General features: G+C 41.8%; 28 protein-coding genes. 1 reads left to right on the forward strand and 27 read right to left on the reverse strand.

Annotated elements, in window-relative coordinates; all coding sequences use genetic code 11:
- Nucleotides 1-64 precede the first annotated feature (64 nt).
- From panD to QR42_RS10045, 10 genes are all read right to left on the reverse strand, one after another.
- Complete coding sequence (gene panD, locus QR42_RS10000; RefSeq protein ID WP_024422780.1) at nt 65-448, reverse strand: aspartate 1-decarboxylase; 384 nt, start codon at nt 446-448, stop codon at nt 65-67.
- On the reverse strand, nt 441-1,307 hold the full coding sequence (gene panC, locus QR42_RS10005; protein WP_039179497.1) for a pantoate--beta-alanine ligase: 867 nt from the start codon (nt 1,305-1,307) through the stop codon (nt 441-443). Before panC ends, panD begins: the two co-directional genes overlap by 8 nt.
- Nucleotides 1,304-2,143: a 3-methyl-2-oxobutanoate hydroxymethyltransferase gene (panB, locus tag QR42_RS10010; protein ID WP_039179500.1), complete on the reverse strand. Its 840-nt coding sequence runs from the start codon at nt 2,141-2,143 to the stop codon at nt 1,304-1,306. The genes panC and panB overlap by 4 nt, the downstream gene beginning before the upstream one ends.
- 197 nt (nt 2,144-2,340) lie before the next feature.
- A complete protein-coding gene (locus QR42_RS10015) occupies nt 2,341-3,324 on the reverse strand; it encodes a biotin--[acetyl-CoA-carboxylase] ligase (protein WP_039179501.1) in 984 nt (327 codons plus the stop codon).
- Entirely contained in the window at nt 3,297-4,499 is a 1,203-nt protein-coding gene (locus QR42_RS10020) for a CCA tRNA nucleotidyltransferase (RefSeq protein ID WP_039179504.1), read from the reverse strand. Before QR42_RS10020 ends, QR42_RS10015 begins: the two co-directional genes overlap by 28 nt.
- Complete coding sequence (gene bshA, locus QR42_RS10025) at nt 4,492-5,637, reverse strand: N-acetyl-alpha-D-glucosaminyl L-malate synthase BshA (RefSeq protein WP_039179506.1); 1,146 nt, start codon at nt 5,635-5,637, stop codon at nt 4,492-4,494. The genes QR42_RS10020 and bshA overlap by 8 nt, the downstream gene beginning before the upstream one ends.
- A gap of 2 nt (nt 5,638-5,639) precedes the next feature.
- The gene (bshB1, locus tag QR42_RS10030; RefSeq protein ID WP_039179509.1) at nt 5,640-6,344 is read right to left on the reverse strand and encodes a bacillithiol biosynthesis deacetylase BshB1; all 705 of its coding nucleotides are present in this window, start codon (nt 6,342-6,344) and stop codon (nt 5,640-5,642) included.
- On the reverse strand, nt 6,331-6,750 hold the full coding sequence (gene mgsA, locus QR42_RS10035; RefSeq protein ID WP_034280445.1) for a methylglyoxal synthase: 420 nt from the start codon (nt 6,748-6,750) through the stop codon (nt 6,331-6,333). Before mgsA ends, bshB1 begins: the two co-directional genes overlap by 14 nt.
- A 17-nt stretch (nt 6,751-6,767) precedes the next feature.
- On the reverse strand, nt 6,768-7,571 hold the full coding sequence (gene dapB / locus QR42_RS10040) for a 4-hydroxy-tetrahydrodipicolinate reductase (protein ID WP_039179514.1): 804 nt from the start codon (nt 7,569-7,571) through the stop codon (nt 6,768-6,770).
- Nucleotides 7,572-7,576: 5 nt separating this feature from the next.
- Nucleotides 7,577-7,912 carry a nucleotide pyrophosphohydrolase gene (locus tag QR42_RS10045; protein ID WP_024422788.1) on the reverse strand — a complete coding sequence of 112 codons (336 nt, stop codon included), beginning with the start codon at nt 7,910-7,912 and terminating at the stop codon, nt 7,577-7,579.
- A 137-nt stretch (nt 7,913-8,049) separates the two neighbouring features.
- Between QR42_RS10045 and QR42_RS10050 the strand changes: the two genes are divergently transcribed.
- The gene (locus QR42_RS10050) at nt 8,050-8,922 is read left to right on the forward strand and encodes a YitT family protein (protein ID WP_024422789.1); all 873 of its coding nucleotides are present in this window, start codon (nt 8,050-8,052) and stop codon (nt 8,920-8,922) included.
- A gap of 30 nt (nt 8,923-8,952) precedes the next feature.
- Here the strand turns inward: QR42_RS10050 and ypjB are convergent, their stop codons facing one another.
- From ypjB to trpE, 17 genes are all read right to left on the reverse strand, one after another.
- The gene (gene ypjB / locus QR42_RS10055) at nt 8,953-9,756 is read right to left on the reverse strand and encodes a sporulation protein YpjB (RefSeq protein ID WP_039179517.1); all 804 of its coding nucleotides are present in this window, start codon (nt 9,754-9,756) and stop codon (nt 8,953-8,955) included.
- A gap of 65 nt (nt 9,757-9,821) precedes the next feature.
- Nucleotides 9,822-10,415 (reverse strand): lipoprotein heptaprenylglyceryl N-acetyltransferase LhaT, encoded by a 594-nt coding sequence (locus QR42_RS10060; RefSeq protein ID WP_039179519.1) that lies wholly within the window; start codon nt 10,413-10,415, stop codon nt 9,822-9,824.
- A gap of 100 nt (nt 10,416-10,515) precedes the next feature.
- Nucleotides 10,516-11,283 carry a menaquinol-cytochrome c reductase cytochrome b/c subunit gene (locus QR42_RS10065; RefSeq protein WP_039179522.1) on the reverse strand — a complete coding sequence of 256 codons (768 nt, stop codon included), beginning with the start codon at nt 11,281-11,283 and terminating at the stop codon, nt 10,516-10,518.
- A gap of 41 nt (nt 11,284-11,324) precedes the next feature.
- A complete protein-coding gene (qcrB, locus tag QR42_RS10070) occupies nt 11,325-11,999 on the reverse strand; it encodes a menaquinol-cytochrome c reductase cytochrome b subunit (protein WP_003215804.1) in 675 nt (224 codons plus the stop codon).
- Between the two features lie 2 nt (nt 12,000-12,001).
- Nucleotides 12,002-12,508, reverse strand: coding sequence for a ubiquinol-cytochrome c reductase iron-sulfur subunit (locus tag QR42_RS10075; RefSeq protein WP_007500911.1), 507 nt, complete (start codon nt 12,506-12,508; stop codon nt 12,002-12,004).
- A gap of 144 nt (nt 12,509-12,652) precedes the next feature.
- Nucleotides 12,653-13,099 carry a YpiF family protein gene (locus QR42_RS10080; protein WP_039179524.1) on the reverse strand — a complete coding sequence of 149 codons (447 nt, stop codon included), beginning with the start codon at nt 13,097-13,099 and terminating at the stop codon, nt 12,653-12,655.
- A 61-nt stretch (nt 13,100-13,160) separates the two neighbouring features.
- Nucleotides 13,161-13,700 (reverse strand): ReoY family proteolytic degradation factor, encoded by a 540-nt coding sequence (locus QR42_RS10085; RefSeq protein WP_008344562.1) that lies wholly within the window; start codon nt 13,698-13,700, stop codon nt 13,161-13,163.
- Between the two features lie 75 nt (nt 13,701-13,775).
- A complete protein-coding gene (locus tag QR42_RS10090; protein ID WP_039179527.1) occupies nt 13,776-15,047 on the reverse strand; it encodes a tetratricopeptide repeat protein in 1,272 nt (423 codons plus the stop codon).
- Between the two features lie 280 nt (nt 15,048-15,327).
- The gene (aroA, locus tag QR42_RS10095) at nt 15,328-16,614 is read right to left on the reverse strand and encodes a 3-phosphoshikimate 1-carboxyvinyltransferase (protein WP_039179532.1); all 1,287 of its coding nucleotides are present in this window, start codon (nt 16,612-16,614) and stop codon (nt 15,328-15,330) included.
- 10 nt (nt 16,615-16,624) lie between these two features.
- Nucleotides 16,625-17,740: a prephenate dehydrogenase gene (locus QR42_RS10100; protein WP_039179536.1), complete on the reverse strand. Its 1,116-nt coding sequence runs from the start codon at nt 17,738-17,740 to the stop codon at nt 16,625-16,627.
- Nucleotides 17,741-17,855: 115 nt separating this feature from the next.
- Nucleotides 17,856-18,953, reverse strand: a complete 1,098-nt coding sequence (gene hisC / locus QR42_RS10105; protein WP_039179539.1) for a histidinol-phosphate transaminase — start codon at nt 18,951-18,953, stop codon at nt 17,856-17,858.
- 11 nt (nt 18,954-18,964) lie between these two features.
- Nucleotides 18,965-19,768: a tryptophan synthase subunit alpha gene (trpA, locus tag QR42_RS10110; RefSeq protein WP_039179541.1), complete on the reverse strand. Its 804-nt coding sequence runs from the start codon at nt 19,766-19,768 to the stop codon at nt 18,965-18,967.
- Nucleotides 19,761-20,963, reverse strand: a complete 1,203-nt coding sequence (trpB, locus tag QR42_RS10115; protein ID WP_039179544.1) for a tryptophan synthase subunit beta — start codon at nt 20,961-20,963, stop codon at nt 19,761-19,763. The genes trpA and trpB overlap by 8 nt, the downstream gene beginning before the upstream one ends.
- Nucleotides 20,944-21,612 carry a phosphoribosylanthranilate isomerase gene (locus tag QR42_RS10120; RefSeq protein ID WP_039179545.1) on the reverse strand — a complete coding sequence of 223 codons (669 nt, stop codon included), beginning with the start codon at nt 21,610-21,612 and terminating at the stop codon, nt 20,944-20,946. Before QR42_RS10120 ends, trpB begins: the two co-directional genes overlap by 20 nt.
- Nucleotides 21,609-22,361, reverse strand: a complete 753-nt coding sequence (gene trpC, locus QR42_RS10125; protein WP_039179548.1) for an indole-3-glycerol phosphate synthase TrpC — start codon at nt 22,359-22,361, stop codon at nt 21,609-21,611. The genes QR42_RS10120 and trpC overlap by 4 nt, the downstream gene beginning before the upstream one ends.
- Entirely contained in the window at nt 22,354-23,376 is a 1,023-nt protein-coding gene (gene trpD / locus QR42_RS10130; protein ID WP_039179552.1) for an anthranilate phosphoribosyltransferase, read from the reverse strand. The genes trpC and trpD overlap by 8 nt, the downstream gene beginning before the upstream one ends.
- Entirely contained in the window at nt 23,348-24,895 is a 1,548-nt protein-coding gene (trpE, locus tag QR42_RS10135; RefSeq protein ID WP_039179554.1) for an anthranilate synthase component I, read from the reverse strand. The genes trpD and trpE overlap by 29 nt, the downstream gene beginning before the upstream one ends.
- Between the last annotated feature and the right edge of the window lie 67 nt (nt 24,896-24,962).

The raw sequence follows: 24,962 nt of genomic DNA on the forward strand, positions 1-24,962 counted from the left end.
GACAAAATAGATGAAACAGAACAGCTTCTCTTCCTGAAACTGTTCTGTTTCTACGGAACTTGCGTTATAAAATCGTTCTAGCAGGCTCTTGCCCAATCATTTGTTCAATTTGATTTTGTTTATTTAACACGACCACTTTTGGTGTATGTGTCTTTGCTTCTTCTTCTGACAGCATCCCATAAGCGATAATAATGACTTCATCCCCTGGCTGAACCAATCTCGCCGCCGCCCCATTTAGACAAATGACACCGCTCTTTCTTTCGCCAGGAATAATATATGTTTCAAGTCTCGCGCCATTATGATTATTGACAATTTGTACTTTCTCATTTGCCATCATACCTGCCGCATCAAGTAAATCTTCGTCAATTGTAATACTTCCTACATAATGTAAGTTTGCTTCTGTTACCGTCGCTTTATGAAGCTTAGATGTCATAAAGGTTCTATACATGTTTTTCACCGCTTTCAGGAACATGGAAAATCACATTATCAATCAGTCTTGCCCGTGAAAATTTCACCGCAATCGCCATAATGACTTGACCTGCTAACTGTTCAAGCGGCTCAAGTTCTGGATATGAGTAGATCTCAATATAATCAATTTCCCCGCTCGTCTGAACAAGTTCCTCTTCAATCAGCTGATACACACGGCTGACATCACGTTCACCTTTTTCAACAGCTGACCGTCCTTTTGTTAATGCGCGGTATAAAGCAGGTGCTTCTTGTCTTTCTTTTTCTGACAAGTACACATTCCTTGAGCTTTTCGCTAAACCGTCTTCTTCTCTGACTGTTGGTACAGATACAAGGTGAAGATCAAAGAAGAAATCCTTGATCATCGCATCGATCACAGCGACTTGCTGTGCATCCTTTAGACCAAAGTAGACATTTGTTGGTGACACAAGATGAAACAGCTTTGTAAGCACAGTGACAACGCCGTCAAAATGTCCTGGACGTTTTTTTCCGCATAAGACATCCGTCCGCTTTTGAACCGTCATCGTAATAGATGGTTCATTTTGGTACATTTCCTTCACATCAGGTGTAAATAAAATGTCCACTCCTGCTGCTTCTGCAAGACGCTGGTCTCTTTCTATATCCCTTGGATAGGATTCAAAGTCTTCATTTGGTCCAAATTGCAAAGGATTGACAAAAATACTCATTACGACAATGTCATTTTGTCCTCTTGCTTCCCTCGCAAGCGTCAGATGTCCTTCATGAAGAAAGCCCATCGTTGGAACAAAACCGATGGAATGCTGCTTATCTTGATGCTGCTTGATTAATTCTTTTAGCTCGTGAATATGGGTGACAACGTTCATTTTTTGATTCCCCCATATAAGCCATCAAGGACTTCTTCTTTGATATGAAACGTGTGCATGTCCTCTGGAAATGTGCGTGCTTTTACTTCTTTTGTATATTGAATGAGCGCTTCTTCTAAAACAGTATCAATTTGCGCGTATTGTTTCACAAACTTAGGTGTTCTAGACACCCCGTATCCTACCACATCATGGTAAACAAGAACTTGTCCGTCTGCCTCAGCTCCTGCACCAATTCCGATCACAGGAATCTTCAGCATGCCGGTAATTCGTTTTGTCAGTTCGCCAGGTACGCATTCCAGCACAAGTGCGATTGCACCAGCTTCCTCACATTTCAAGCTGTCTTCAATCAATTTTTGAGCACTTTCGTGGTCTTTTCCTTGCACCTTATACCCGCCAAGTACACCAACAGATTGAGGTGTGAGGCCTAAATGACTGACGACAGGAATGCCGCCTCTTGTTAGAGCTTGAATGGATTCAAATACTCCATCTCCGCCTTCTAGCTTTAAGGCATCGGCACCGCTTTCTTGCATGATGCGTGCTGCATTTTTCATTGTTTCTTCTAACGAATAATGGTAAGACATAAATGGCATATCAGTCACAACAAATGTGTCTTTTGCGCCTCTTTTCACTGCTTTGGTGTGATGGATCATATCATCCATCGTGACTTGAACTGTGGAATCTAGTCCAAGTACAACCATCCCAAGTGAATCACCAACTAAGATCATGTCGACTTCCGCTTTTTCCGCTTGCTTTGCAGCTGGATAGTCGTATGCAGTCAGCATCACAATAGGTTCATTTTGTTCTTTCATTTTGAAAAAATCTAGCTTTGTCTTCATTTGTTCCTCCTCATTCTGGAGAGGAAATGGCTTGCCTCACATCACATGCTTTGATTTTTCATGTGCGGCGAATCATCCCTCTGTCCAAGTCCCTTAGGATCAAGGCAGAAATTTATCAAATTTTTCTTCCTAACAGGTACAGTTCTTTGCAGATACTGCCCACACGAAGTATATCAAAAATGCGCCGGGTGTTCCACTCAAGTTGACTTGATCTCAATGTCTGCCGAGTAGATTTTTTGGATACCGTCCTCCGTTTCAAGCAATAAAACACCTTCTTCATTGATTCCAAGCGCCTTCCCCGTATATTGCCCATTAACGGTGCGGGCAACAATATGTTGACCGATCGTCATCGCAAACGATTCCCATAATTGTTTAATCGGCGCAAATCCTTGCTGCATATATTCATCATATCTTTTTTCAAAGGTGGACATGATCTGTTGTATGAGTGCAGCCCGATCCACTTTTTCATTCAGTTCCATTTGCAGACTTGTAGCGACATCCTTTAGTTCATCCGGGAAGTCATCAGCTGTTTGGTTCACATTAATGCCCGGTCCAATAATGACCGCATGAACCTGGTCGGCTTCTGCTTTTAATTCAGTCAAAATGCCAACGACCTTTTTCCCATTCAACAAAATATCGTTTGGCCATTTTATAGATGGAGCGAGTCCTGTTTGCTGCGCAATCGCTTCTGCGATGGCTACAGATGCCAAAAGCGTCATTTGCGGCGCTTTATAGAGCGGGATCTCAGGCCGGAGAATGAGACTCATCCAAATGCCTGTCCCATTTGGTGAATGCCACGTTCTTTGAAGGCGTCCTTTTCCGTCTGTCTGGTGATCGCTGACAACGATCGTGCCGTGGGGCGCACCTTCATTTACAAGATCATGGGCAATCAGCTGAGTTGAAGCGACTTCTTTCTGAAAGTAAATATGCCTGCCGAAACTCTCTGTTTCAAGACCAAACAGAATTTCGTCCTCACTAATTTTGTCCGGTTTACGAAGCAGACGGTATCCTTTTCTTCTGACCGCTTCTACCTCATACCCCTCTTTTCGCAAATCCTCCATATGCTTCCATACAGCCGTTCGGGAGCAGCCAAGCTCATCACAAATTTGCTGACTTGAAACAAAATCCTGGCTGGATGCTGTAAATAGTTCAATTAATCGTTTTCTAATTGCGGATCGCATGCTTTAAGCCACTCCTCTATGGCTTCTTTTCGGTTTTCTAAACGGTTTTGCAAAACAGCTTTTTTCACAAAATGAAGCTCTTCTGCAATCCATTTCCCAGACGTCTTTTGCCGAAAGGCCATTAAATCTTTTCCTGAAACAGCGAGGTCTTGGAGCTTTTTAATCGGCAGTGCATCATAAGAACGCTTCGCTGCCTCCAGCTCATCAAAGAAAATGCGGCGTTCATGTTTTAGCTGCGTGATCTTCAAACTAGATAAGAGCACGTGTTCACCAGCTTCAAACATGTTTTCCGCATCCCAGTCACAATCAACGTATTTACTAATAGCTATTGCGTCTTTCAAAAGCTTCGTTGACAGCTTCCATTCTTTTAAGAAGACAACAGCCTCCGCTTCATCTAGGCCAAGCAAATGGATACAAGCCCCCCATACCTCTTCTAGTCCATCCAGCAAGTAATATGGAAAGGATTGAAAGGATTCGTGGAGACGATCCTCTTTGAGACCTGGTAATTCTTCATATAACTTAGTTGAGATGAGCACTTGAATGGCCTGCTCACAATGACGGCCTTTTAAAAGCTTCTCCATTTCAATCTTTTTGCGCTCAACCGATATGTTGGCAAGCAGATGTTTATCTTTTTTCATTGCTTCAGCCGTCTCATCTGCCAGCTCAAAGCCAAGCTGGCTTAAAAAACGGACAGCTCTCATCATACGAAGCGCATCTTCTTGAAAGCGGCACGCAGGATCTCCGACGGTTTGAATTCGTTTCCGCTTAATATCCTGTTTACCACCTACATGATCAATGATTTCCCCGTTTATATCCATAGCCATCGCATTAATCGTTAAATCTCTTCTTAAAAGATCTTCCTTAAGCGACTTGATAAACGCCACTTCTTTCGGTCTGCGAAAATCTTCATATTCTGATTCCGTTCGAAATGTCGTGACCTCATAGCTGACACCCTCATGTAACACAATGACAGTGCCATGCTCCTTACCGACATCTACTGTTTTTTCAAATAAGGACTCAACCTTATCAGGTGTTGCATCTGTCGCAATATCGATATCGCCGATTTCTCGTCCTAATAGAACATCTCTCACCGCTCCGCCGACAAAGTAAGCCTGATGCCCATGTTCGTGCAGTGTATGTAATATAGGGATCGCATGTGTGAATGGTTCATTCATCTTCAACATCACCTTCGATCAATTCTAGGTAAAGCTTTTCATATTCACTCACAATCTTTTCAGAGGAGAAATGAGCCTGAACACTAGACTGAGCTGCCGCTGACACTTTTTCATGAAGCGCTTCGTCTTTTAGCAGAGACACTGCGTGCTTTGCTGCTCCGTCTATATCGCCGAGCGGGACAAGAAACCCTGTTTCTCCATGTGTAATGACCTCTGGAATACCTCCGACATCCGTTCCGATACAAGGGACACCGCACGCCATTGCTTCAAGAAGCACAAGCCCAAAGCTCTCCTTCTCTGAAAGAAGCAGCTTCAAATCACTTATTGAATAAAGCTCCTCAACCTTCTCTTGCTTGCCTAAAAACAACACGCGGTCTGTCAGTCCCAGTTTTTTCACAAGTTCGCATACGACCGATTTTTCAGGACCATCACCAATGAGTAGCAGCTTTGCCTGCACCTGTTCAGAAATCTTTTGAAACACATGAATCACATCATGCACCCGTTTCACTTTTCGAAAGTTTGATACATGGATGATAACCTTTTCGTTCGGTAAAAGACCATAATGTGTCTTTAGCAAATCGTGATCTTCACGCAAATACACCCGTTCATCAACAAAATTATGAATCGTATCAATCTTTTTATCTGGTTTGATGAGATCGTACGTCTGCGCAGCTAATGAATGCGACACCGCCGTCACACGATCCGATGATTCGATGGCGAACCGAATGACTTCCTTTAATGATGGATCATAGCCTAAAACCGTAATATCCGTTCCGTGAAGCGTCGTAACGACTTTCACAGAGTGTCCAGTCATTTGTTTGGCTAGAAACGCACAGACAGCGTGCGGGACTGCATAATGCGCATGAATAATATCAAGCTTTTCTCGTTTTGCGACTTCTGCCAATTTACTTGCCAGCGCAAGGTCATAAGGTGGATATTGAAAAACAGCATATTGATTCACATCCACCTCATGAAAATAAATATTCGGATATACTTTATTAAGCCTAAACGGAATGCTAGAGGTAATGAAATGAACATCGTGCCCTTTTTCAGCTAAACGTTTTCCAAGCTCCGTGGCTATAATGCCCGATCCGCCGACACTTGGATAACATGTAATTCCGACCTTCAGTTTTTTCATAATTACCCCCCAAGTAAGTCATCGTCCATCAAAAGTGGTTTCTTTGTGATAAACCCTTCTGCATAAGCTTTGTTGACTTCTCTTCCATACATAGACTCTCTCATTTTGACAAAATCAATATAACCGTTCACAAGAGGTGTTTCTACTGAATTTGCCGATTTAACAAATTGACTTTTATACGCATGCAAACTATCAATTTTTTGGTGCATTTCCTCAGAAATATCGATCACAAAATCTGGACGATGGTGCCCATTAATCATGTAATAATACATTTGGCTTATTTTATGCGCTGGCTGCTTGTATGAATCTTCAAATTTATGTATGCCTGCAGAAAAAGCGGCCTCTTCTACAAGTGAGCCCGCATGGCCATGATCTGGATGCCGATCTTGGTGGTACGGAGCGAAAATCAGTTTCGGTTTGTAAGTTCGAATCACGCCCGCAATTTCCTTCATCGCTTCGTCATTTAGATACAGCCCTCTATCTGGCAGTGTAAGCTGGATTCTCGCTCTGACACCTAAAATAGCGGCGGCGGCTTTTGCTTCTTCTTTGCGGCTCTCTACCGATCCATTTGAAGATAATTCGGCCTGGGTCAAGTCGCAAATTCCGACGCGCGCCCCTTTTTTCACGTATTTTGCAATCGTTCCGCCCATTCCGATCTCTACATCATCGCTATGGGCACCGAATGCAAGGATATCAAGTCGTTTCATTTGTTCCTCCGTTTTTTGCTACATCTCGAAAATCAAACGTACCTTTATTTAAATTCCTGACTAAAATTTCAGCGGTTCCCATATTGGTGGCTAATGGAATGGTATACACATCGCAAAGCCGGATGAGTGCAGATACATCCGGTTCATGCGGCTGCGCAGTTAGTGGGTCTCTAAAAAAGAGCACAAGATCCATTGCATTATCAGCAATTAAAGCACCGATCTGCTGATCTCCCCCAAGTGGTCCTGACTGGAAACGATGAATGGGAAGCCCCGTCGCTTCTTTCACTCTCAAACCTGTTGTCCCTGTTGCGTAAAGTGTATGATCTGCCAAAATATCACGGTACGCGGTGGCAAACTGTATCATGTCACTTTTTTTCTTATCGTGAGCGATTAAAGCAATGTTCATCAGGAATCCACTCCTTATTAGTCGATGATATTTTCTAAACCATAGACGAGCTGATCAATGTGCATGACTTGTTCCACTGAAAGCTTCACGCCTGACATAAAGGATGCACGGTTATAAGAATCATGACGAATGGTGAGCGTCTGTCCGTCCATTCCAAACAGCACTTCTTGATGTGCAATCATACCAGGAAGTCTCACGCTGTGAAGACGGATACCATCATAATCTGCCCCTCGTGCCCCTTCGATCAATTCTTTCTCTTCTGGATGTCCCTGCTTTTTGCTTTCTCTTACTTCTGCAATCATTTCAGCCGTTTTTAAGCCCGTACCGCTTGGGGCATCTAGTTTTTTATCATGGTGTAGCTCAATGATTTCAACGTCAGGAAAATAATTCGCGGCCATTTTGGCAAATTTCATCATTAAGACTGCACCGACAGCAAAGTTTGGCGCAATAATACAGCCTATGCCCTTTTCTTCTGTTAATTGCTGAAGCTCTTTTAGGTCATCTTCTGAAAATCCAGTTGTGCCTACGACTGGACGCACGCCATGTTCAAGTGCTTTTTTTGTATGTACTTTCCCGATTTCTGGTGTCGTCAGATCAATTAATACATCTGGTGCTGTTTCTGAAAGACACACATCAATATCCGTATAAATTGGCGCATGAGAGGTCGTATGAATCACATCAGATAATTTTTTTCCTTCATGCACGTGATCAAGTGCGGCCACCAGCTGAAAATGGCCTGTTTCTTCCGCCAGCTTCACAGCTTCTATCCCCATTCTTCCTCTTGCTCCAGCGATTACTACTTTGATGGTTTCGTTCGTCATCGTCTCTACTTCCCTTCTTTTTTCGTCCAGCGGTCTTTATCTCTTGTGTTGAATTTATGCATCACACGGTCATGTGCTTCTTCTAGTGAAATATCAAGTGAATTAGCAAGGCATGTTAACACAAACAATACATCGCCTATCTCTTCTTCCATGCTTTTTTCTGTTTCCGTTGTTTTTTTCGGCTTTTCTCCATAGTAATGGTTAACCTCTCTTGCCAGCTCTCCCAATTCTTCTGTCAGACGGGCCATCATGGCAAGCGGGCTGAAATAGCCTTCTTTAAATTGTCCTATGTAATCATCTACTTCTTGCTGCACGTGACGCAGCGTTTTTTCTTTCGTCATGAAGCTCATCCTCCTATCCATCTCTTACATGTTAGCGAAATCATAAATATTTGACAAATGTTTAAGACTCAGTTTGCTTGTTTCTCTCCCATACCATATAATATTATCGCTGTCTAAGCAAAAAAAGGAGTGATCTCTTGCTAAAAGAAATTCGTCTTAAAAATATCGTATTTATTTTAATAGGATCTGCGATTTTTTCTTTCGGTCTTGTTCATTTTAATATGCAGAACAATTTGGCGGAAGGCGGATTTACAGGTATTACACTGCTTTTATATTTTCTATTTCACATTGACCCATCTATTTCAAACCTTGTCTTAAACATTCCGATCTTTTTTATTGGCTGGAAAATGCTCGGCAGAACGATGTTTACTTATACAATTGTAGGCACAGTCAGTCTTTCTGTCTTTCTTGCCATCTTCCAGCGCTTTCAAATACATATGCCTCTCCAGCACGATTTAGCCTTAGCCGCCCTCTTTGCAGGTGTGTTTATCGGAACAGGCCTCGGGATCATCTTTAAATTCGGCGGTACAACAGGCGGTGTGGACATCATTGCAAGACTGATCAACAAGCATTATCAGGTGGCCATGGGACGAACAATGTTCATCTTCGACGCATGCGTCATTACCATCTCTCTTACCTACTTAAATTATAAAGAAGCGATGTATACACTTGTCGCAGTATTTGTTGCTGCGAAGGTCATTGACTTCATGCAAGAAGGCGCTTACGCTGCCAAAGGCGCCATGATTATCTCTGAAAAAGATGACATCATTCAAAAGAAAATTACAGATGAAATGGAGCGCGGTGTCACCATCTTAAAAGGGGTCGGTTCCTATACAAAGCAGGAGCGCAACGTCCTTTATTGCGTCGTTCCGAAAAACGAGCTTGTCCACCTCAAAAGCGTCGTAACCTCAGTCGATCCTCATGCGTTCGTATCAGTCAGTGACGTGCATGATGTACTCGGTGAAGGCTTTACATTAGATGAACACAAAAAGCCGCTCAATCCACATTAAAAAAGAAGCACCAGTTTTGGGCTTCTTTTTTTATGATTTAGGATAATCAGCCTGACGTTTTTGCTTCTTTTCTTTTTCAGCACGATATTTCCGAAATCCAACATACGTTAACGTTAGTAAAATGATACTCCCGGTTGTTAAGATGACCCATAAAAGGGATGGATCAGCTTCATCTTCATCGACGTGAGCAAACACAGTCGATAAATCCTCTTCCAGCTTCGTGAGACGTTCAAGCTTTGTCCCACTTGATGCTTTTAAAAATTCACCTTGCTCAATCACTTCCATGTGCTGCTTAATCGTCTGGAGCTTTTCAGGCGAAATATCAATGGTTAAGCTCGGATAGATCATATCGTATAAAGAAACCAGCTCATTCCAAGTTTCATAAAATGTCGTCGATTCTGGATCTTTCACTTCTTTTTTCAAAGTAGGAAAAGACCCCATAATGGGCTTCTCGAGCGAACCCCAAAGAGGCTCAGAATCCGACTGGATCGCATCAAGCAGCATTCTAAATTGAGAAGCATAACGAAGCTTTTCGCGCTCATTCAATTCTTCCTGCGGCAGCCCTTTTATCATATCTTGATAGCCAAGTGTAATTTGCCGAATCTGCGTATTCGTCAAAGTTCCACGCCAATTCTCAGCTTTAAATGTCTTTTCAACATACAATGCGACTTGTAATGCCTCATCATATTTAGCTTGTCTCGTTAATTGAAAGATGGAATCTGATAGTTCCGTTAATTCTTGCAGCGTGTTAGCAGCTGTTTCCTCACCTTTGGCAACAGCCGGATGTAATACGAGAAAAAATAATAGAATCATCGCGATTGGCTTTCGTTTCATGCAAGTCCCTCCTAGCCCTTCTCCTTACAGCGTATGAAGAAAAGGACAAGGTTAGACCAACATTGTTAAGGGAGTTCCAGCTTGACCGATTTTTTCGATAGAACGAGATAATACGAAACAAGAAGAACCGCGATACTTAACCAAAACGTCGCATAGCCGATCTCGTTTGAATAGGCAGACAGCATAGAATAACGCGGCATCATACCAAATACATAATCAATCACATCGTTATGTAAAATCCAAATTCCCGCTACCACGAGATGACGCATTTGAAAACGATAATACGGCGCAAACAATACAGCCTGAACCGCCATCGCAAAGTGAGACCCAATCAGCATGTAGCCTTCCCACGGAAAATCATCAACAGATAAAAGCACAAAGATATTCATTCCTACCGCCCATAGCCCATATTTAATCAAGGTCACAAGAGCAAGTGCTTCAAAATAAGGAGCATTTCGTTTCATCAAAAACGCAAGTAATACAAATAAAAAGAAAAAGCTGGCCGTTGGACTGTCTGGCACAAAAGCTAAAAAGACAGCCGGCGTCTCTACGAGCTGCGGAATATACCAATAGTATCCGTACACAGTGCCAAGGAAATTGATCATAAGCACCAGCACAAGCAGGTAGCGCGTCGCTAGCAAATATTGAATCCATCTCATATGTCTCTTCACTCACGATCTGTTAAAATCAGGAAAAAGCTGACATCGCCAGCTTTTTCTCTTTTGAGTATATCCTTGTACTTGCATTTAAACAACTGAATTATTTTGATTTGACCTCAGATAAATATTTAGAGAGCTTCTCGAGTTCTTCATCACTGCCTTTAAAGACACCCTTAGGCATGTTGCCTTTTCCTTCTACAGCGATTTTAGCGATCTCCTCAGGCGAAAGACCATTGTCAACAAGTGACGGTCCGGCTGCTCCGCCCTGCATGTTATCCCCGTGACAGGAGATACATGTCTGCTCTTGATAAATTTTATACTCTTCAGCTGAAGTATCAATCTCTGCTTCTTTCTTAATCTCACCTTGTTTTGCCGCTGCTTCCCAATCATGGGTTGCAACAGACTCCCACGTTAAATATGTTGCTGCGCCGACTGCAAGGATCATCATCCCGACTGCAATTGGTCTTCTATACGGTCTGCGTTCTGGACCTGAATCAAGAAATGGTGCGAGCAAAAGTGCACCAAACGCGATTCCAGGCATAATCATCGCGCCAACGACAGTGAAGCTACCTGCAGCAAATTCATATTTTAATAACTGGTACAAAAATAGGAAATACCAGTCTGGCAGCGGAATATAGCCAGTATCTGTCGGATCGGCCATCCGCTCAAGCGGAGGCGCATGAACAACAGTTAGGACAAGAAATCCAATTAAAAAAACGGCACCTACAAGCCATTCCTTTAAAAGAAAGTTCGGCCAAAAGGCTTCTGTTTTTCCCGGATATTCGGAATAGTCTTTAGGTATGTTAGGTTTTCTTTCTGCCGGTATTCTGGAATCTCCGACAAACTTCATCCCTTTTCCCCTATGCAAAGTCATCCCCTCCTCATTGAACATTCATCAAACGCAACATTTTATAGCGGTCCAGAAATTCCTTGCTTACGAATCATAATAAAGTGGGCAGCCATCAGCCCAAATAATGCCGCTGGCAAGAAAAAGACGTGGATAGCGAAGAATCTCGTCAGCGTTTGTGCCCCTACAATGTCAGGATGACCTGCAAGCAGCGTTTTGATCTCTTTACCAATGAAAGGTGTTGCTTCTGCTATTTGAAGACCAACCTTCGTCGCAAACAGCGCCTTCATATCCCATGGTAAAAGATAACCTGTAAAACCAAGTCCAAGCATCACAAAGAAAATGAGCACACCAACAATCCAGTTCAGCTCTCTAGGCTTTTTATACGCCCCTTGGAAAAAGACCCTTAGCGTATGTAAAAACATCATCACAATGACTAAACTCGCACCCCAGTGGTGCATCCCTCTGACAATCTGGCCAAATGCCACTTCATTTTGCAAATAATAGACAGATTCCCAGGCATTTTTAATATCCGGCACGTAATACATCGTTAAAAACATGCCCGACAGGACTTGAATGACTGTCACAAAAAACGTTAAACCGCCAAAACAATACACAAAAGCGGAGAAATGATGTGCTGGATTGACGTGCTCTGGCACCTCGTGATCCGCAATATCTCTCCATATCGGTGTAATGTCTAGCCGCTCATCTACCCAATCGTAAATCTTGTTAAGCATCGTTACCCTTCCCCTTTCGGCACAGCTTTTCCAAGATAGAGGTATCCGTCCTTCACTTGCTGCTTATAATGGTCAAGCGGTGCAAGCGGTGGAGTTCCGGGTACGTTTGTACCATCCTTGTCGTACAGCCCATAATGGCACGGGCAGAAAAATTTGTTTGGATTTTTCGGATCACTGTTCCAGTTCACTGTACATCCTAAATGTTTACAGATTGGCGATAAAGCGACAATTTCATCCCCTTCTTTGTACACCCATGCTGACCTAGATTCCTTTGACTCATACCATGCATCTACTTGATCAATTTTAAAGTCAAAGCGCTTCGGTTCCTTTGTCAGTTCATCTACACTGACAACTTGAACCATATCCTGATCCTCTGTTCCTTTTAGCACAGGGTCAAGCGCAAAGCGAACCATAGGCATGAGCATTCCAGCGGCCATAAATCCCCCCACGCCGGTCAACGTGTAATTCAAAAATTGACGCCTGGACACTCCATGTCTCTTCTCGCTCATTTTTTTCTCCCCCCCTCAGGTCGTCAGCTACTTTATAACTGAATTAGAAAAAATTTCATAAAACTAGGACACCCTCATAATATATCAATCTATTCACAAGGTCAACATCCTAAAAAGCTATGTACAATGCAAATGTAAGGGTTTTTATGAAGGGTTCCATTTTTGTAACAAAAAGTTCAAAATTTGTTCTACACTGTCTTGAATGACTTTTTGCTTTAATTCAACCTTCAAATGCTCCAGCGGAACCGGCTTGAGCAAAAATAGCGATTCGCTGATCTCAGCATGCTCTTTCCACTGGTGATCAGATGTGATCAGTGCGACATGCTGAAAATGATCTTTGAGCGACTGCTTCATTGTGAGTATGTCTTCTTGTTTCCGGTCACTCACTTCTAAATATGTATGTGGTGGAAAAAGAAAAACCCGCCCTTTTAATTGTCTTTCAAGTTCCTCTGCTACAAGAATAGTAAACTCTCCTAAAGACACGGTTTGTTTCATTTGATCTGCGTTAATCCCAACTAATGGAATGATAGCGGTATCAATGTAAGCTTTAGATTGCAAAAAGCGATCCACGTCCTCTGCTTGAAACTTCATCAATTTCCCCTCTTTCATGACATAAGCCCTGCCTGTATAGGGCAAGGCTTATTCGTTCAGTTTATGACAATAGGCTTAATTCTTTTGCCAGCTTATTAAATGTTTCTTGATCATGACGGTCGAGTGCTTCATCTATCTCTTTCATGAGCCGTTCTTTTTGGAAAGTTGCGATTGAGTGCTCAAGCACTTTCTCAGCAAGATCCTTATCTTTTTCATTCTCATAAAGATCCTTTGGAATATGGGGATTTGTTTCAAGAACAGCTGCATATTCCGGCGAACGATAAGCAGAACGGAAATTCAATTGAATAAACAAATCCTGCTGTTTATTCAAACGAATATCATGAAATGACTTTTCAGCATCTGTCGTCATGATGTTTTCTTTATAAAATCTAAAGGGAACTTCATCCACACAGTGTGTTGACATGATGATTCCCCTTGGGCAAAATTCTGCTTGCTCTACAAAATGAACCTTTTCCATCAAAGAGTCGTGACTCATTAAATAATTTAATATCCAAACACACTCTCTTCGCTTTAGCTGATAATGGTTTAAGAACCACCGGATAAATTCCTTCTTTTCATTGACAGAAACAGGGGTCTGCATGTTATTCCCTCCTCTATCGTAAATTAAATTGCTATACATGAATTATTCAACAAACCAGTTCTTCATTCCTGCAAACTATAAGGAAATTTCGTCTTCAATTCTTAAAATCGTTTCTTCAATTTCTTCATTCGTGCCATCTTTCTCTAGAACTTTGCGTAATAACGGCAGTGCTTCTTTTTGTCTGCCCTCTTCTAAAAGGAACGAAGCGTATTCATATAAAAAGTCACGTTCCTCATCAAAATCAGGCAGGGCAAGCTTGAAATACTCGGCAGCTTCTTTGTATTCTTCTCGCCCGACAGAAGCAGATGCAGCATACCAATTCCATTTTGGATCATCTTCCCCAAAGCTTTTAACCTCTTTAATAACATCTAGAATTTCATCAAACAGCTCTTCATTTAAATAGATCGCCAGCAATGTTTGAACTGCTTCAATATAACCCGGATCGAGAGCAAGTGCTTCTTGAAGCAGTTTTTTCGCATCTTCTGAATCCCCATTTTTCAAATCAATCTTGGCACCATATAAATATAATTCTTTGTTATACTCATCAACTTTAATACCCTCTTTTACTACCTCTAAAGCCTCGTGATATAGTCCTTCTTCCTCATAACTTTTCGCTAAAGGCATATAAAGTGACGAATAGGATGGATCAATATCTTTCAGTTCTGTAAGCTGCTGAATGGCTGTTTTTGTTCTGCCAGCCCTCATCGCTGTAAATCCGTAGCCAAAAAGAGTGTTCGGGTCTGCTTGATCTTTTACTGCCTTTTCGTACCATTCAAGTGCATCCTCAAATTCTCCAGCTGTACTGAGTGATTCAGCAAGCCGCTGATACACATTGACCCCGCCAACCTCATGCTGTTGATCTGCCACTTTGTAGAAAAAATCAGCCGCTTTCTTTGAAAGACCTTGAGAAAAATACAACTCACCTAATGCAAAATCGATGATAGCTTCATTCGGAAGTAGTTCTTTCGCTTTTAAAAGCTTTTGTTCACTGACTTCAAATAGTCCTTGCATCTGATACAAATCTGCCATTAACAATAAACTCTCTGGGTACGCATCATCATCTTCAGGAATCGTTTCTAATACTGCAATCGCCTTCTCTTCTTCATCAGAGTCAATCAGCAGCTCTGCATAAAAACACGTTAAACCTGTTTCCTCTGGATATAAATCATGTAAATCACTGATGAGATTCCGTGCTTTATCGATATCTCCCCAATCATAATATAATTGAGCCGCTTGCGCCTTTTCTTCATCATGCAAATGCTTCTCTGCTTGAGCAAGTGTTTGGAGTCCTTTTTCAGTCTCACCCGCCTCAACTAATTTTATGGCTTCTTGTAATGAACTATTCAAATCAAACCGTTCCTTTCTGTTTCCAAAAACCTAAACTATTGTTACTTCATATCATAATCGACAGGTGCACATCCAGCAAATATGTTGCTCTTTTAAAATGAACCCATTTTTGTGTTTTAAAGACTGTTTTTCATTTCATCCTATACGAAACTGATGATTTGTAAACTACAGACACTATTTTTATCGGACAAAATGTTTTTTTTCAAGGTTTCACCTTGAGACAAGCTATGCTATATTTCTGACAAATATGCAGAAGGAAAGAAAAAGCCTGAGGACATCCTCAGACTGTTTTCGTTAAATATTCAATGTGTTCAAAGAAATTCGGGTATGAGACACGAACAGCTTCTGTATCTTCAATCTCAATTGCTTGCTTTGTCACACATGCGGCAATTCCCAGCATCATACCGATACGGTGATCTCCGTAGCTTGAGACGACTGCGCCGCCTTGAAGCGTAGTTTTACCATGAATCTTCATACCATCATCTGTTGCTTCAATATCAGCACCGAGTTTTTTAAGTTCTGATACGACTGTATCAATTCGATTGGTTTCTTTTACTTTTAACTCAGCAGCATCTTTAATGATTGTTGTTCCTTCTGCTTGGGTCGCAAGAAGCGCAATTATCGGAATTTCATCGATGAGTCTTGAAATCATGTCACCAGAAATTTCAATACCTTTTAATGATGAAGTAGAAATGGTTAAATCACCGTACGGTTCTCCGCCTTTGGCATCTACTTCATTGATCTCAAGATTTGCCCCCATAAGTTTCAGTACATCAATAATACCTGTTCTTGTTTTGTTTAGCCCGACATTTTTTAAGACAATCTGGCTATTAGGAACGATTGATCCAGCTACAAGGAAAAATGCAGCTGAAGAGATGTCCCCAGGAACAAATATATCTGTTGCTGTTAATGTTTGGCCGCCTTCAATGGAAACACTTTGTTCATCTTCATCTAGTTTTACACCAAACATTGAGAGCATTCTTTCTGTATGATCTCTTGATTTATGTGGCTCAATTAATGTCGTTGTGCCCTCTGCTTGCAGCCCAGCTAAAAGGACAGCCGACTTAATTTGTGCACTTGCCACTGGAGACTCATAAGTTATACCTTTTAAATGACCGCCACGAATAGACAGGGGTGTATACTCGCCATTTGCTCTGCCGTCTATTTTGGCTCCTAGTTGTTTAAGCGGACCCGTCACACGTTTCATTGGTCTTTTGGCAATACTCTCATCACCGATTAATGTACTGTGAAACTCACAACCAGCTAATATCCCCATCATTAATCGAATGGTTGTACCAGAATTGCCAACATCGAGAATGTCAGACGGCTCTTTGAGCTCTTTCAATCCCTTACCATGAATGACAACATCTGTCCCTTTTTGTTCAATTTCAACGCCCATCTTTCTAAAGCAATCAATCGTACTTAAACAATCAGCTCCAGGAAGAAAGTTTTTCACTACTGTGGTCCCATCAGCAATTGCACCAAACATCACTGATCTATGTGAAATAGATTTATCACCTGGGATATGAATTTCTCCATTCATAGGAGCATTTTTATGAATTTTCATGTTTGTCACCTCAGTCAGCATAAAATGTATCGTAATTGGCTCTATTTTTTATACAGATTTCTGCACGCTTCCGGTCGTCATCTGTTTGAAAACTAATGCGTAAAATCCCATTAATGTCTTCCCGCGTCTCAATAATACGGATATTTGTAATACTAATGTTTTCACTTGCAAGATGCCCTGTAATCTCCGAAATGACCCCAGGGTGATCCGGAACATCGACATACAGATCATAAAAAGCAGGAATGGCTCCTTTTTTCCTTAGAGGAAGTCCATCGCGATATTCCTTTGCATCTTGAAAATAAGAGAACAATCCTTCAGCATCTTCTTGCTGTACGAAGGTCTCAATGCGATTAATCTCTTTTTTCCATTCATGAAAACGGTCTAAAATCTTGTGTTTATTGTGCAGCAGGATATCCCGCCACATTGCAGGATTACTTGAAGCAATTCGTGTGATATCACGAAAGCCTCCAGCAGCAAACCGTTTAACAAGTGGGAATTGTTCTTCAAAATGATGCGCTTGATGCACAAGACTGGCTGCAACAATATGAGGAAAATGGCTAATGACACTTGTCACAGCATCATGTTCTTCTGGTGTCATCTCGATGAAATGAGCATTTGTCCCCTTTAACAAGTCCATCAACCGATCAACAGCTTGACGGTTTGTTTCCTTTGCAGGCGTTAAAATGTAGAACGCATTTTCAAATAAAAAGTCTTTTGCTGCAATAACACCTGACTTATGAGAGCCTGCCATTGGATGGCCACCAATAAATTGGTAATGCTCAGGCAGCGCTTTTTCAGCAAAATGGACGACCTTTTGCTTTGTGCTGCCGACATCAGTGATTGTGAGCTCTCTTTCAATTCCAGAGTCTGCAATATCACTAAGCATCTTTACTGTTTGCTGGACAGGTGTTGCCAAAATAATGGTCGAAGATTCTTCTAAACCCGCTAGAAACGAATCAGCTGTTGCATCAATAATTCCCAGCTTTGTTGCAGCAACCATTTGCTCTTTGGAAACATCAAATCCTACAATTTTTTTATGAGGATACTCTTTTTTAATCGAGAGTGCAATGGACCCACCGATTAAACCGAGTCCAGCGATTAATATTGTTTCGTTTGCATCGTTCATATTCATCACCTGATTTTTCGCGAAAATTAAACAACCTATTTCAACAGCTTATATGTATAGGAGGTTGGTACAATGAAAGCCATATCCTGCATTAGGATATGACTTTATGGTTATGCTACGCACGAATGCCTTGCAGTAAATCGGCAAGTGTACTTAGAATTTCTTCATTTTGCTCTTTTGTTCCGACGGTAATACGTAAAGAAGTCGGAAAACCAAGTGCTTTACCGGAACGAACAATGTAACCTTTTTTCAATAATGCATTGAACAATTCATCTGCATCTCGTTTAAAATCAATCAGCACAAAGTTTGTTTGAGATGGATAGATATATAGTCCAAAACGTTCAGCGAAATCTTGGTATTGCTTGAGACCTGCTTCATTTTTCTGTCTGCATGATTGAATGAAGTCTTGGTCTTTTATCGCTGCACGCGCAGCTGCCTGAGCGATACGGCTAGTATTAAACGGCTCTCTCGCTGGTTCAATGGCAGTAATCAGCTCTTCTGATGCAATCCCGTAGCCTACTCGAAGTGCTGCAAGTCCATACGCTTTAGAAAACGTTCGAAGTACAATGACATTTTGATAGGATTGTAATAAAGATAAACTGTCTGGAAAATCTTCTGCACGAACGTATTCAACATACGCTTCATCTAGTACAACAAGCACGTGAGCCGGCACTTCGTCTAAAAACGCCACAAGCTCAGATTCTGACAAATGATTTCCCGTCGGGTTATTTGGATTACATACCCAGACAACCTTCGTGTTTTCATCGATCGCATCCAGCATGCCCTTCAGATCGTGAGCTCCTCCGTCTAATAGAGGCACTTCTCGAATTTCAGCATGTTCAATCACTGCATTGTGACGGTATTGCGGAAAAGATGGAGATGGGATGACGGTATTTGTATGTTGATCAAGGAATGCTCTCGCAATAATTTGCACAAGTTCATCTGAGCCATTCCCGAAAATTAATTGTTTTTCACTTACTTGAAGAAATTCAGCCAGCTCCGTTCTTAAACTTGCGCTGTATCCATCTGGATAAATCGCTAAATGTTCGAGCTCGGCCTGTATCGCCTCTCTTGCATGTACGGAACATCCAAAAGGGTTTTCATTTGAAGCCAATTTCACAATTTTGTCTAATTGATATTCTTTTTTGACCTCTTCAATTGGTTTCCCAGGTTGATACGGTTTAAGCTGTTTTAATTGATCTTTGATTTGCAAAATGTTTCACCTCATTTGAATGAATAGAGGGGACTAAATGTTTTTGCATATGTTTCAAATTCTCTTAAAGCCTCTTGACGTGTATCACTTTCTAGCAATTGTTCTTGAAGCTCTTCAATTTTTTTCACAAGTGCACTGCCGACAACGACGCCGTCACTCAGTTTATTCATTGAGTCTACCTGCTCTCTTGTTGAGATGCCAAAACCGACCGCAACCAGTATGTGACTCAGCTGTTTCACTTGTTGAATAAAATCTGTAATTGACGCGTCAAAGGATTGTCTGACACCTGTTACACCAAGAGATGAAACACAATACACAAAACCTTCTGCCTGCTCTACAATGTTTACTAATCGTTCCTTGCTTGTTGGTGCAACGAGTGAAATATATGAAATGTCATGTGTTTGACAGTTCTTTTGCAGCTCGCTGCTCTCTTCAAACGGCAAGTCGGGTGTTAGGAGTCCCGAAATATGATTTTTGCGCAGTAAAGCGAAAAAGTATTCTGTGTCTAATTGTAACACAGGATTATAATACGTAAATAGAATTACAGGAATTTTTACACCGTTTTTTTTCATCTTCCCTGCTAATTCTATCGCTTTTACGATATTCATGCCATGATTTAGAGCTCTTTTGGAGGCTCTTTGAATGACAGGACCGTCCGCTAGTGGATCGGAATAAGGAACACCGAGTTCAATCGCATGTGCACCGGCTGCTTGAAGGGAGATAGCTAAATCAATCGTGATATCTTCTGACGGATCTCCTGCTGTGATAAATGGGATGAATAATTTTTCGCCTTGCTCTAATTGAAATCTAATCATTTTGTTTTCCCTCACTTTCAAGCACGTTCATTAATGTATGCACATCCTTATCGCCTCTTCCTGACAGGCAGACAAGGACGATTTCATCTTCATTCATCGTCTTGCTTACCTCAAACGCCTTAGCTAGCGCATGTGCAGATTCAATTGCTGGAAGTATTCCTTCTTTTTCAGTCAGCAGTTTTAGGGCATCTAGTGCTTCTTCATCTGTCGCACTCACATATTGAACCCGTCCGCTCGCATGTAAATAAGCGTGCTCTGGTCCAATTCCTGGATAATCTAAACCAGCGGAAATCGAATATGGTTCAATAATCTGGCCAAATTCGTCTTGGATTAAATAGGTCAAAGATCCGTGGATCACACCTTTGGTTCCTTTCGTGATGGTTGCAGCATGGAGCGGCGTATCGATTCCTTTTCCAGCTGCCTCTACACCAATGATATCTACCTCTTCATCTAAAAATGCCCGGTACATTCCAATGGCATTACTTCCGCCGCCGACACAGGCAATCACTTTATGTGGAAGCCTTCCTTCTTTTTCAAGCAGCTGCTCTTTTGCTTCATCACCAATCATGCGCTGGAACTCGCTGACGATTTGAGGATACGGATGAGGGCCTACAACGGAGCCGATCATATAAAAATGATCACTGCAGTGCTGAACCCAATAGCGAATGGCTTCGTTTGTTGCATCTTTTAATGTACCATTTCCGCTTGTGACAGGTATGACTTCAGCGCCAAGCAGTTTCATTCGGAAGACATTGAGTGATTGTCTTTCCACATCTTCTTTTCCCATAAAGACCGTGCAGGATAACCCGAACTTTGCGGCCACCGTTGCAGCAGCTACTCCGTGCTGACCTGCGCCAGTTTCCGCGATGATGTTTGATTTCCCCATTTTTTTTGCAAGCAGAGCCTGCCCAAGCGCATTGTTAATTTTATGAGCACCTGTGTGGTTTAAATCTTCTCTTTTTAAATAGATCTTTGCGCCGCCGAGGTATGCTGATATTTGGTCAGCATATGTAAGCGCAGTTGGTCTGCCTGAATAGTTTTGAAGTAGTGATACATATTCTGCTTGAAAAGCAGGATCTTCTTTTAATTCACGAAATGCCTGTTCAATTTCTGCAAGTGGCTGCATGAGCGTTTCCGGCACAAATTTCCCTCCGAATTCTCCGTATCTGCCAATCTCATTTGGATATGCGTACATCATTTAACATCCTTTCTTCAAGCGCTTCGATCTTAGCGCTGCTTTTCTTTCCATTATCTTCTATTCCGCTTGAAAGATCGATCGCTTCTGGGCCATAGGCGAGCAGATCTGCTATCGTTTCTGGTGTGATGCCGCCTGCAATTATGCAAGTTTTCTCCAGACGTTTTGCATGTTTAACGTATAGAGGCACTGCCTCCCAAGCAAAAGCTGTTCCAGAGCCGCCTCTCATCCCTTTTACTTTCGCATCAATAAGGAAGCCATCAACAACAGGCGCAAATGCCGTCATCTTTTCAAGCGTTCTTGTTACATCAGGCTCGTGATGGAACACTTTCCAAACGACAGCCCCTGTTTGTTGTTTGATTTCTTTTACGTCATCCTGCGTTTCATCTCCATGAAGCTGTACGATATCTAAAGGTATCTGTTTTGTGATCTCGCGCACTCTTTGAATCTTTTCATTTACAAATACACCGGCAATCTTTTTCTCACACTTTGTTTGGGTGAGCCATTGTTTCACTTGATCTGGTTGGACTTGTCTTTTACTTGGAGCAAAAATAAATCCGATGGCATCTGCGTGAGATTGCGCAATACATTCCACATCTTCTTGTGATACTGCCCCGCAATATTTTACATAAGGCTTCATCCTGTTCATTCTCCAAACAATGTCTGAACGGCTTTTTCTTGTGATTGTTCTCTCATTAATGATTCTCCTACAAGGACTGCACCCGCTCCATGATTCTTCACAAAGGTTAGATCATCAAATGTTTGAATCCCGCTCTCACTCACTAGTAAGACCTCTTTTGGAACGAGGGGAGCAATCTCTTTTGTTTGTTCAACTGTTGTTGTAAATGTATTTAAATTCCGGTTGTTCACTCCAATGATTTCAGGAGTGAACAACTTTAAAATATTTTCCAGTGTATCTGCTGCATGTACTTCGACAAGGACATCAAGTCCATTCTCTTTCGCTTCAGCATAGAGCTCGTGCAGCTTTTGCGGCTCAAGTACTTCTCCAATTAATAAAATGGCATCTGCTCCTATACGTCTTGACTCTTCTACCTGTATGGAGTCAATGATGAAATCTTTTCTTAAAATTGGACGATCTACGTGTTTTTTAATGAGGGATAAGTATTCGTTTTTTCCTTGAAAGAATGGTTCATCCGTTAAAACAGATAAGCAATCAGCGTTGGATTTTTCGTAAGCTTTTGCTGTTTGTAAAGGATCAAAATTTGGTTGAATGATTCCTTTGGAAGGAGACGCCTTTTTCACCTCAGCAATTAGACCAATTGAGCGATGAGGATTCATGAGTGCTTCTTTAAATGATCGTCTTTCAAAGTGTTCATCTACTGGTAACTGCAATGTTTGGACATGTTCTTTTTTGCGGGCAATGATTTGATTAAGCATAGATCTCTTCCTCTCTCGTTTTTTGTTTTAAACGAGCCAATTGTTCTTTGGCTGCGCCGTTTTTAATCGTTTCAATCGCTTTTAATGTTCCTGCCATGAGGTTTTCTGACTTCCCTGCGACATATAAAGCCGCTCCAGCATTCAGGGCTGTAATATGAAGCGGCGCCCCTACTGTTTGATGATTCAATATATTCTGAATCAATTTGGCGCTCTCTTCCGGTGATTGGACCTGAATATCTGATAAATATCCTTTTTGCAGCCCAAAGTCTTCTGGATTGAGTGTATATTCTGTCATGACATCTTTTTTGAGTTCAATCACATATGAATTTGCTGTAATCGTTAATTCATCCAGTCCATCTTCTCCGCAAACAAACAGCACATGTTCTGGCTCTAATGGCGCAAGGGCTTTTGCCATTAATTTTGCCTTTTCCTTTGAGTAGACGCCGATGATTTGCTTTTTGGCTTGCATTGGGTGGCAAAGCGGTCCTAACAGATTAAATACCGTCCGGAAGCCGAGCTGCTTGCGGACTGTGGCTACTTGTTTCATAGATGAATGATACAATGGTGCAAATAAAAAGCCCATGTTTTTCTCTTGTATTTGTCTTCTTGTTTCTTCCGGTGTGGATTGAATGTGAATCCCAAGACACTCTAGTACATCGGCACTCCCGCTTTTAGAAGAAACTGATCGATTTCCATGTTTGGCGATTTTGGCTCCAGCAGCGGAAGCGACAATCGCAGCGGCAGTTGATATATTAAAGGTGGAGAGGCCATCGCCTCCTGTGCCGCAAGTATCAACAACATCAAGCGATCGTTCCATTGGTGCTGCATTTTGCCGCATGGCTTTCACAAAACCCGTCATTTCTTCAGCGGTTTCTCCTCTATGCGCTAAAATCGAGAGACTTGCAGCGACTTCAGCATCTGTTAAAACGCCGCTCATCATATCATGCATGAGTTTATTTGCTTCATTTTCTGATAGAAAGCCTCCATTAACAAGAGCTGATAGTCGGTGATTCATCCTGCACACTCTCCTTTTCTGAGAAAATATGTTCCGCAAGCTGAATGGCTTTCAGAAGTGCTCCTGCCTTGTTACAAGTCTCTTCCCATTCGTTTTCTGGGACAGAATCAGCCACAATGCCGGCGCCTGCTTGTATAGAAGCGGTCTGATTTTTTACGCTCATCGTACGAATGGTAATACAGGAGTCGATATTACCGTCGAATCCAATATAAGCAATACAGCCGCCATACGTTTCCCTTGGCTCAGGCTCCATTTCATTTAATAATTGCATCGCTCTTATTTTCGGGGCACCTGTTAATGTGCCTGCTGGGAAAGCGGACATGAGCGCATCGACTGGATGTGTATCCCGCTTTAGCTTTCCTGTCACAATGGAGATAATGTGCATGACATGTGAAAAATTCACTACTTTTGTAAAGGTCGGTACGGACACACTGCCGTATTCTGCCACACGGCCTACATCATTTCTGGCAAGATCCACTAACATGTAATGCTCCGCTTTTTCCTTTTCATCTTCAAGCAGCTCTTTTGCTAGCTCAGCATCCTCTTCTCTTGTTCTTCCTCTTTTTCTTGTGCCTGCAATAGGATGGATTTCTAGATGCCTGTTTTTGGCATGGATTAATCGTTCTGGCGAGCTGCCGACTAAATCACGATCTTTTAATTTCATAAAATACATATATGGAGATGGATTCACAATCCGAAGCACACGGTATAACTCAAATGAACTCACTGATACAGGGATATCAAATCGCTGCGAGAGGACGCCTTGGAAAATGTCACCCGCTCGAATGTATTCTTTGATTTTTTCTACGTCCTTTAAAAATTGCGCTTTTTCATAGGTTGACGTCACATGTTCAAAGGATGGCGGCTCGTTCATATTCCCTGTTAAAATCAGTTCTTTCATATCAGTCTTTGAATGGAGCTTGTGAATCATCTGTTCAAGCTGTTTTTGATTTTCTTTGTAAGCGCGTATTTTTTCGTCTTCTGCTTCATGTCCGGTTAGCTGGGTGTACTGGATAAAATGAACATGATTCGTTTCATGATCAAAGGCGATCATCGTTTGGCAGACAAATAATGTGCAATTTTCTGCCAGCGATGCGTTTCGATGAGGCCTGACAGAAGGTTCAATGTTTGGAATCAGATCGTAGCTTAAGTACCCAACAGCCCCACCTGTAAATGGGATATCAATATCTGGCGCTTTGATTTGATATTGCTCTTTCATCCAATCCAGCAGTTCTTTCAGCTCTTGCTTTTGCATGACTTCCTGCCCCGCAGCGTCACGTGCAATGTATTTGTTTTGGTCATCATGTAAGGTTAAAAACGGATGTAATCCAATGAAGGAATATCTCGACCAGCTGGAAGACTCATCTTTGCTTTCTAGCAAATACACAATATCTTGTTTGAGTTTTTCAACAATTTGAATCGGTGAGAGCGTATCGACTGTAATGGTTTCAACAATTGGGATCGTTTTGTAGGACTCACTGTCCTTTAAAAATTGGGTCAGGTTTGATTGGGAATTCATAAGCACACTCCTTAAATGGGATTAAGGAGAATGAGGGGACATATAGAGGGTTTGTATGAGTATACGA

It is taken from the genome of Bacillus sp. WP8 (genome assembly GCF_000800825.1).
Classification (GTDB): Bacteria; Bacillota; Bacilli; order Bacillales; family Bacillaceae; genus Bacillus; species Bacillus safensis.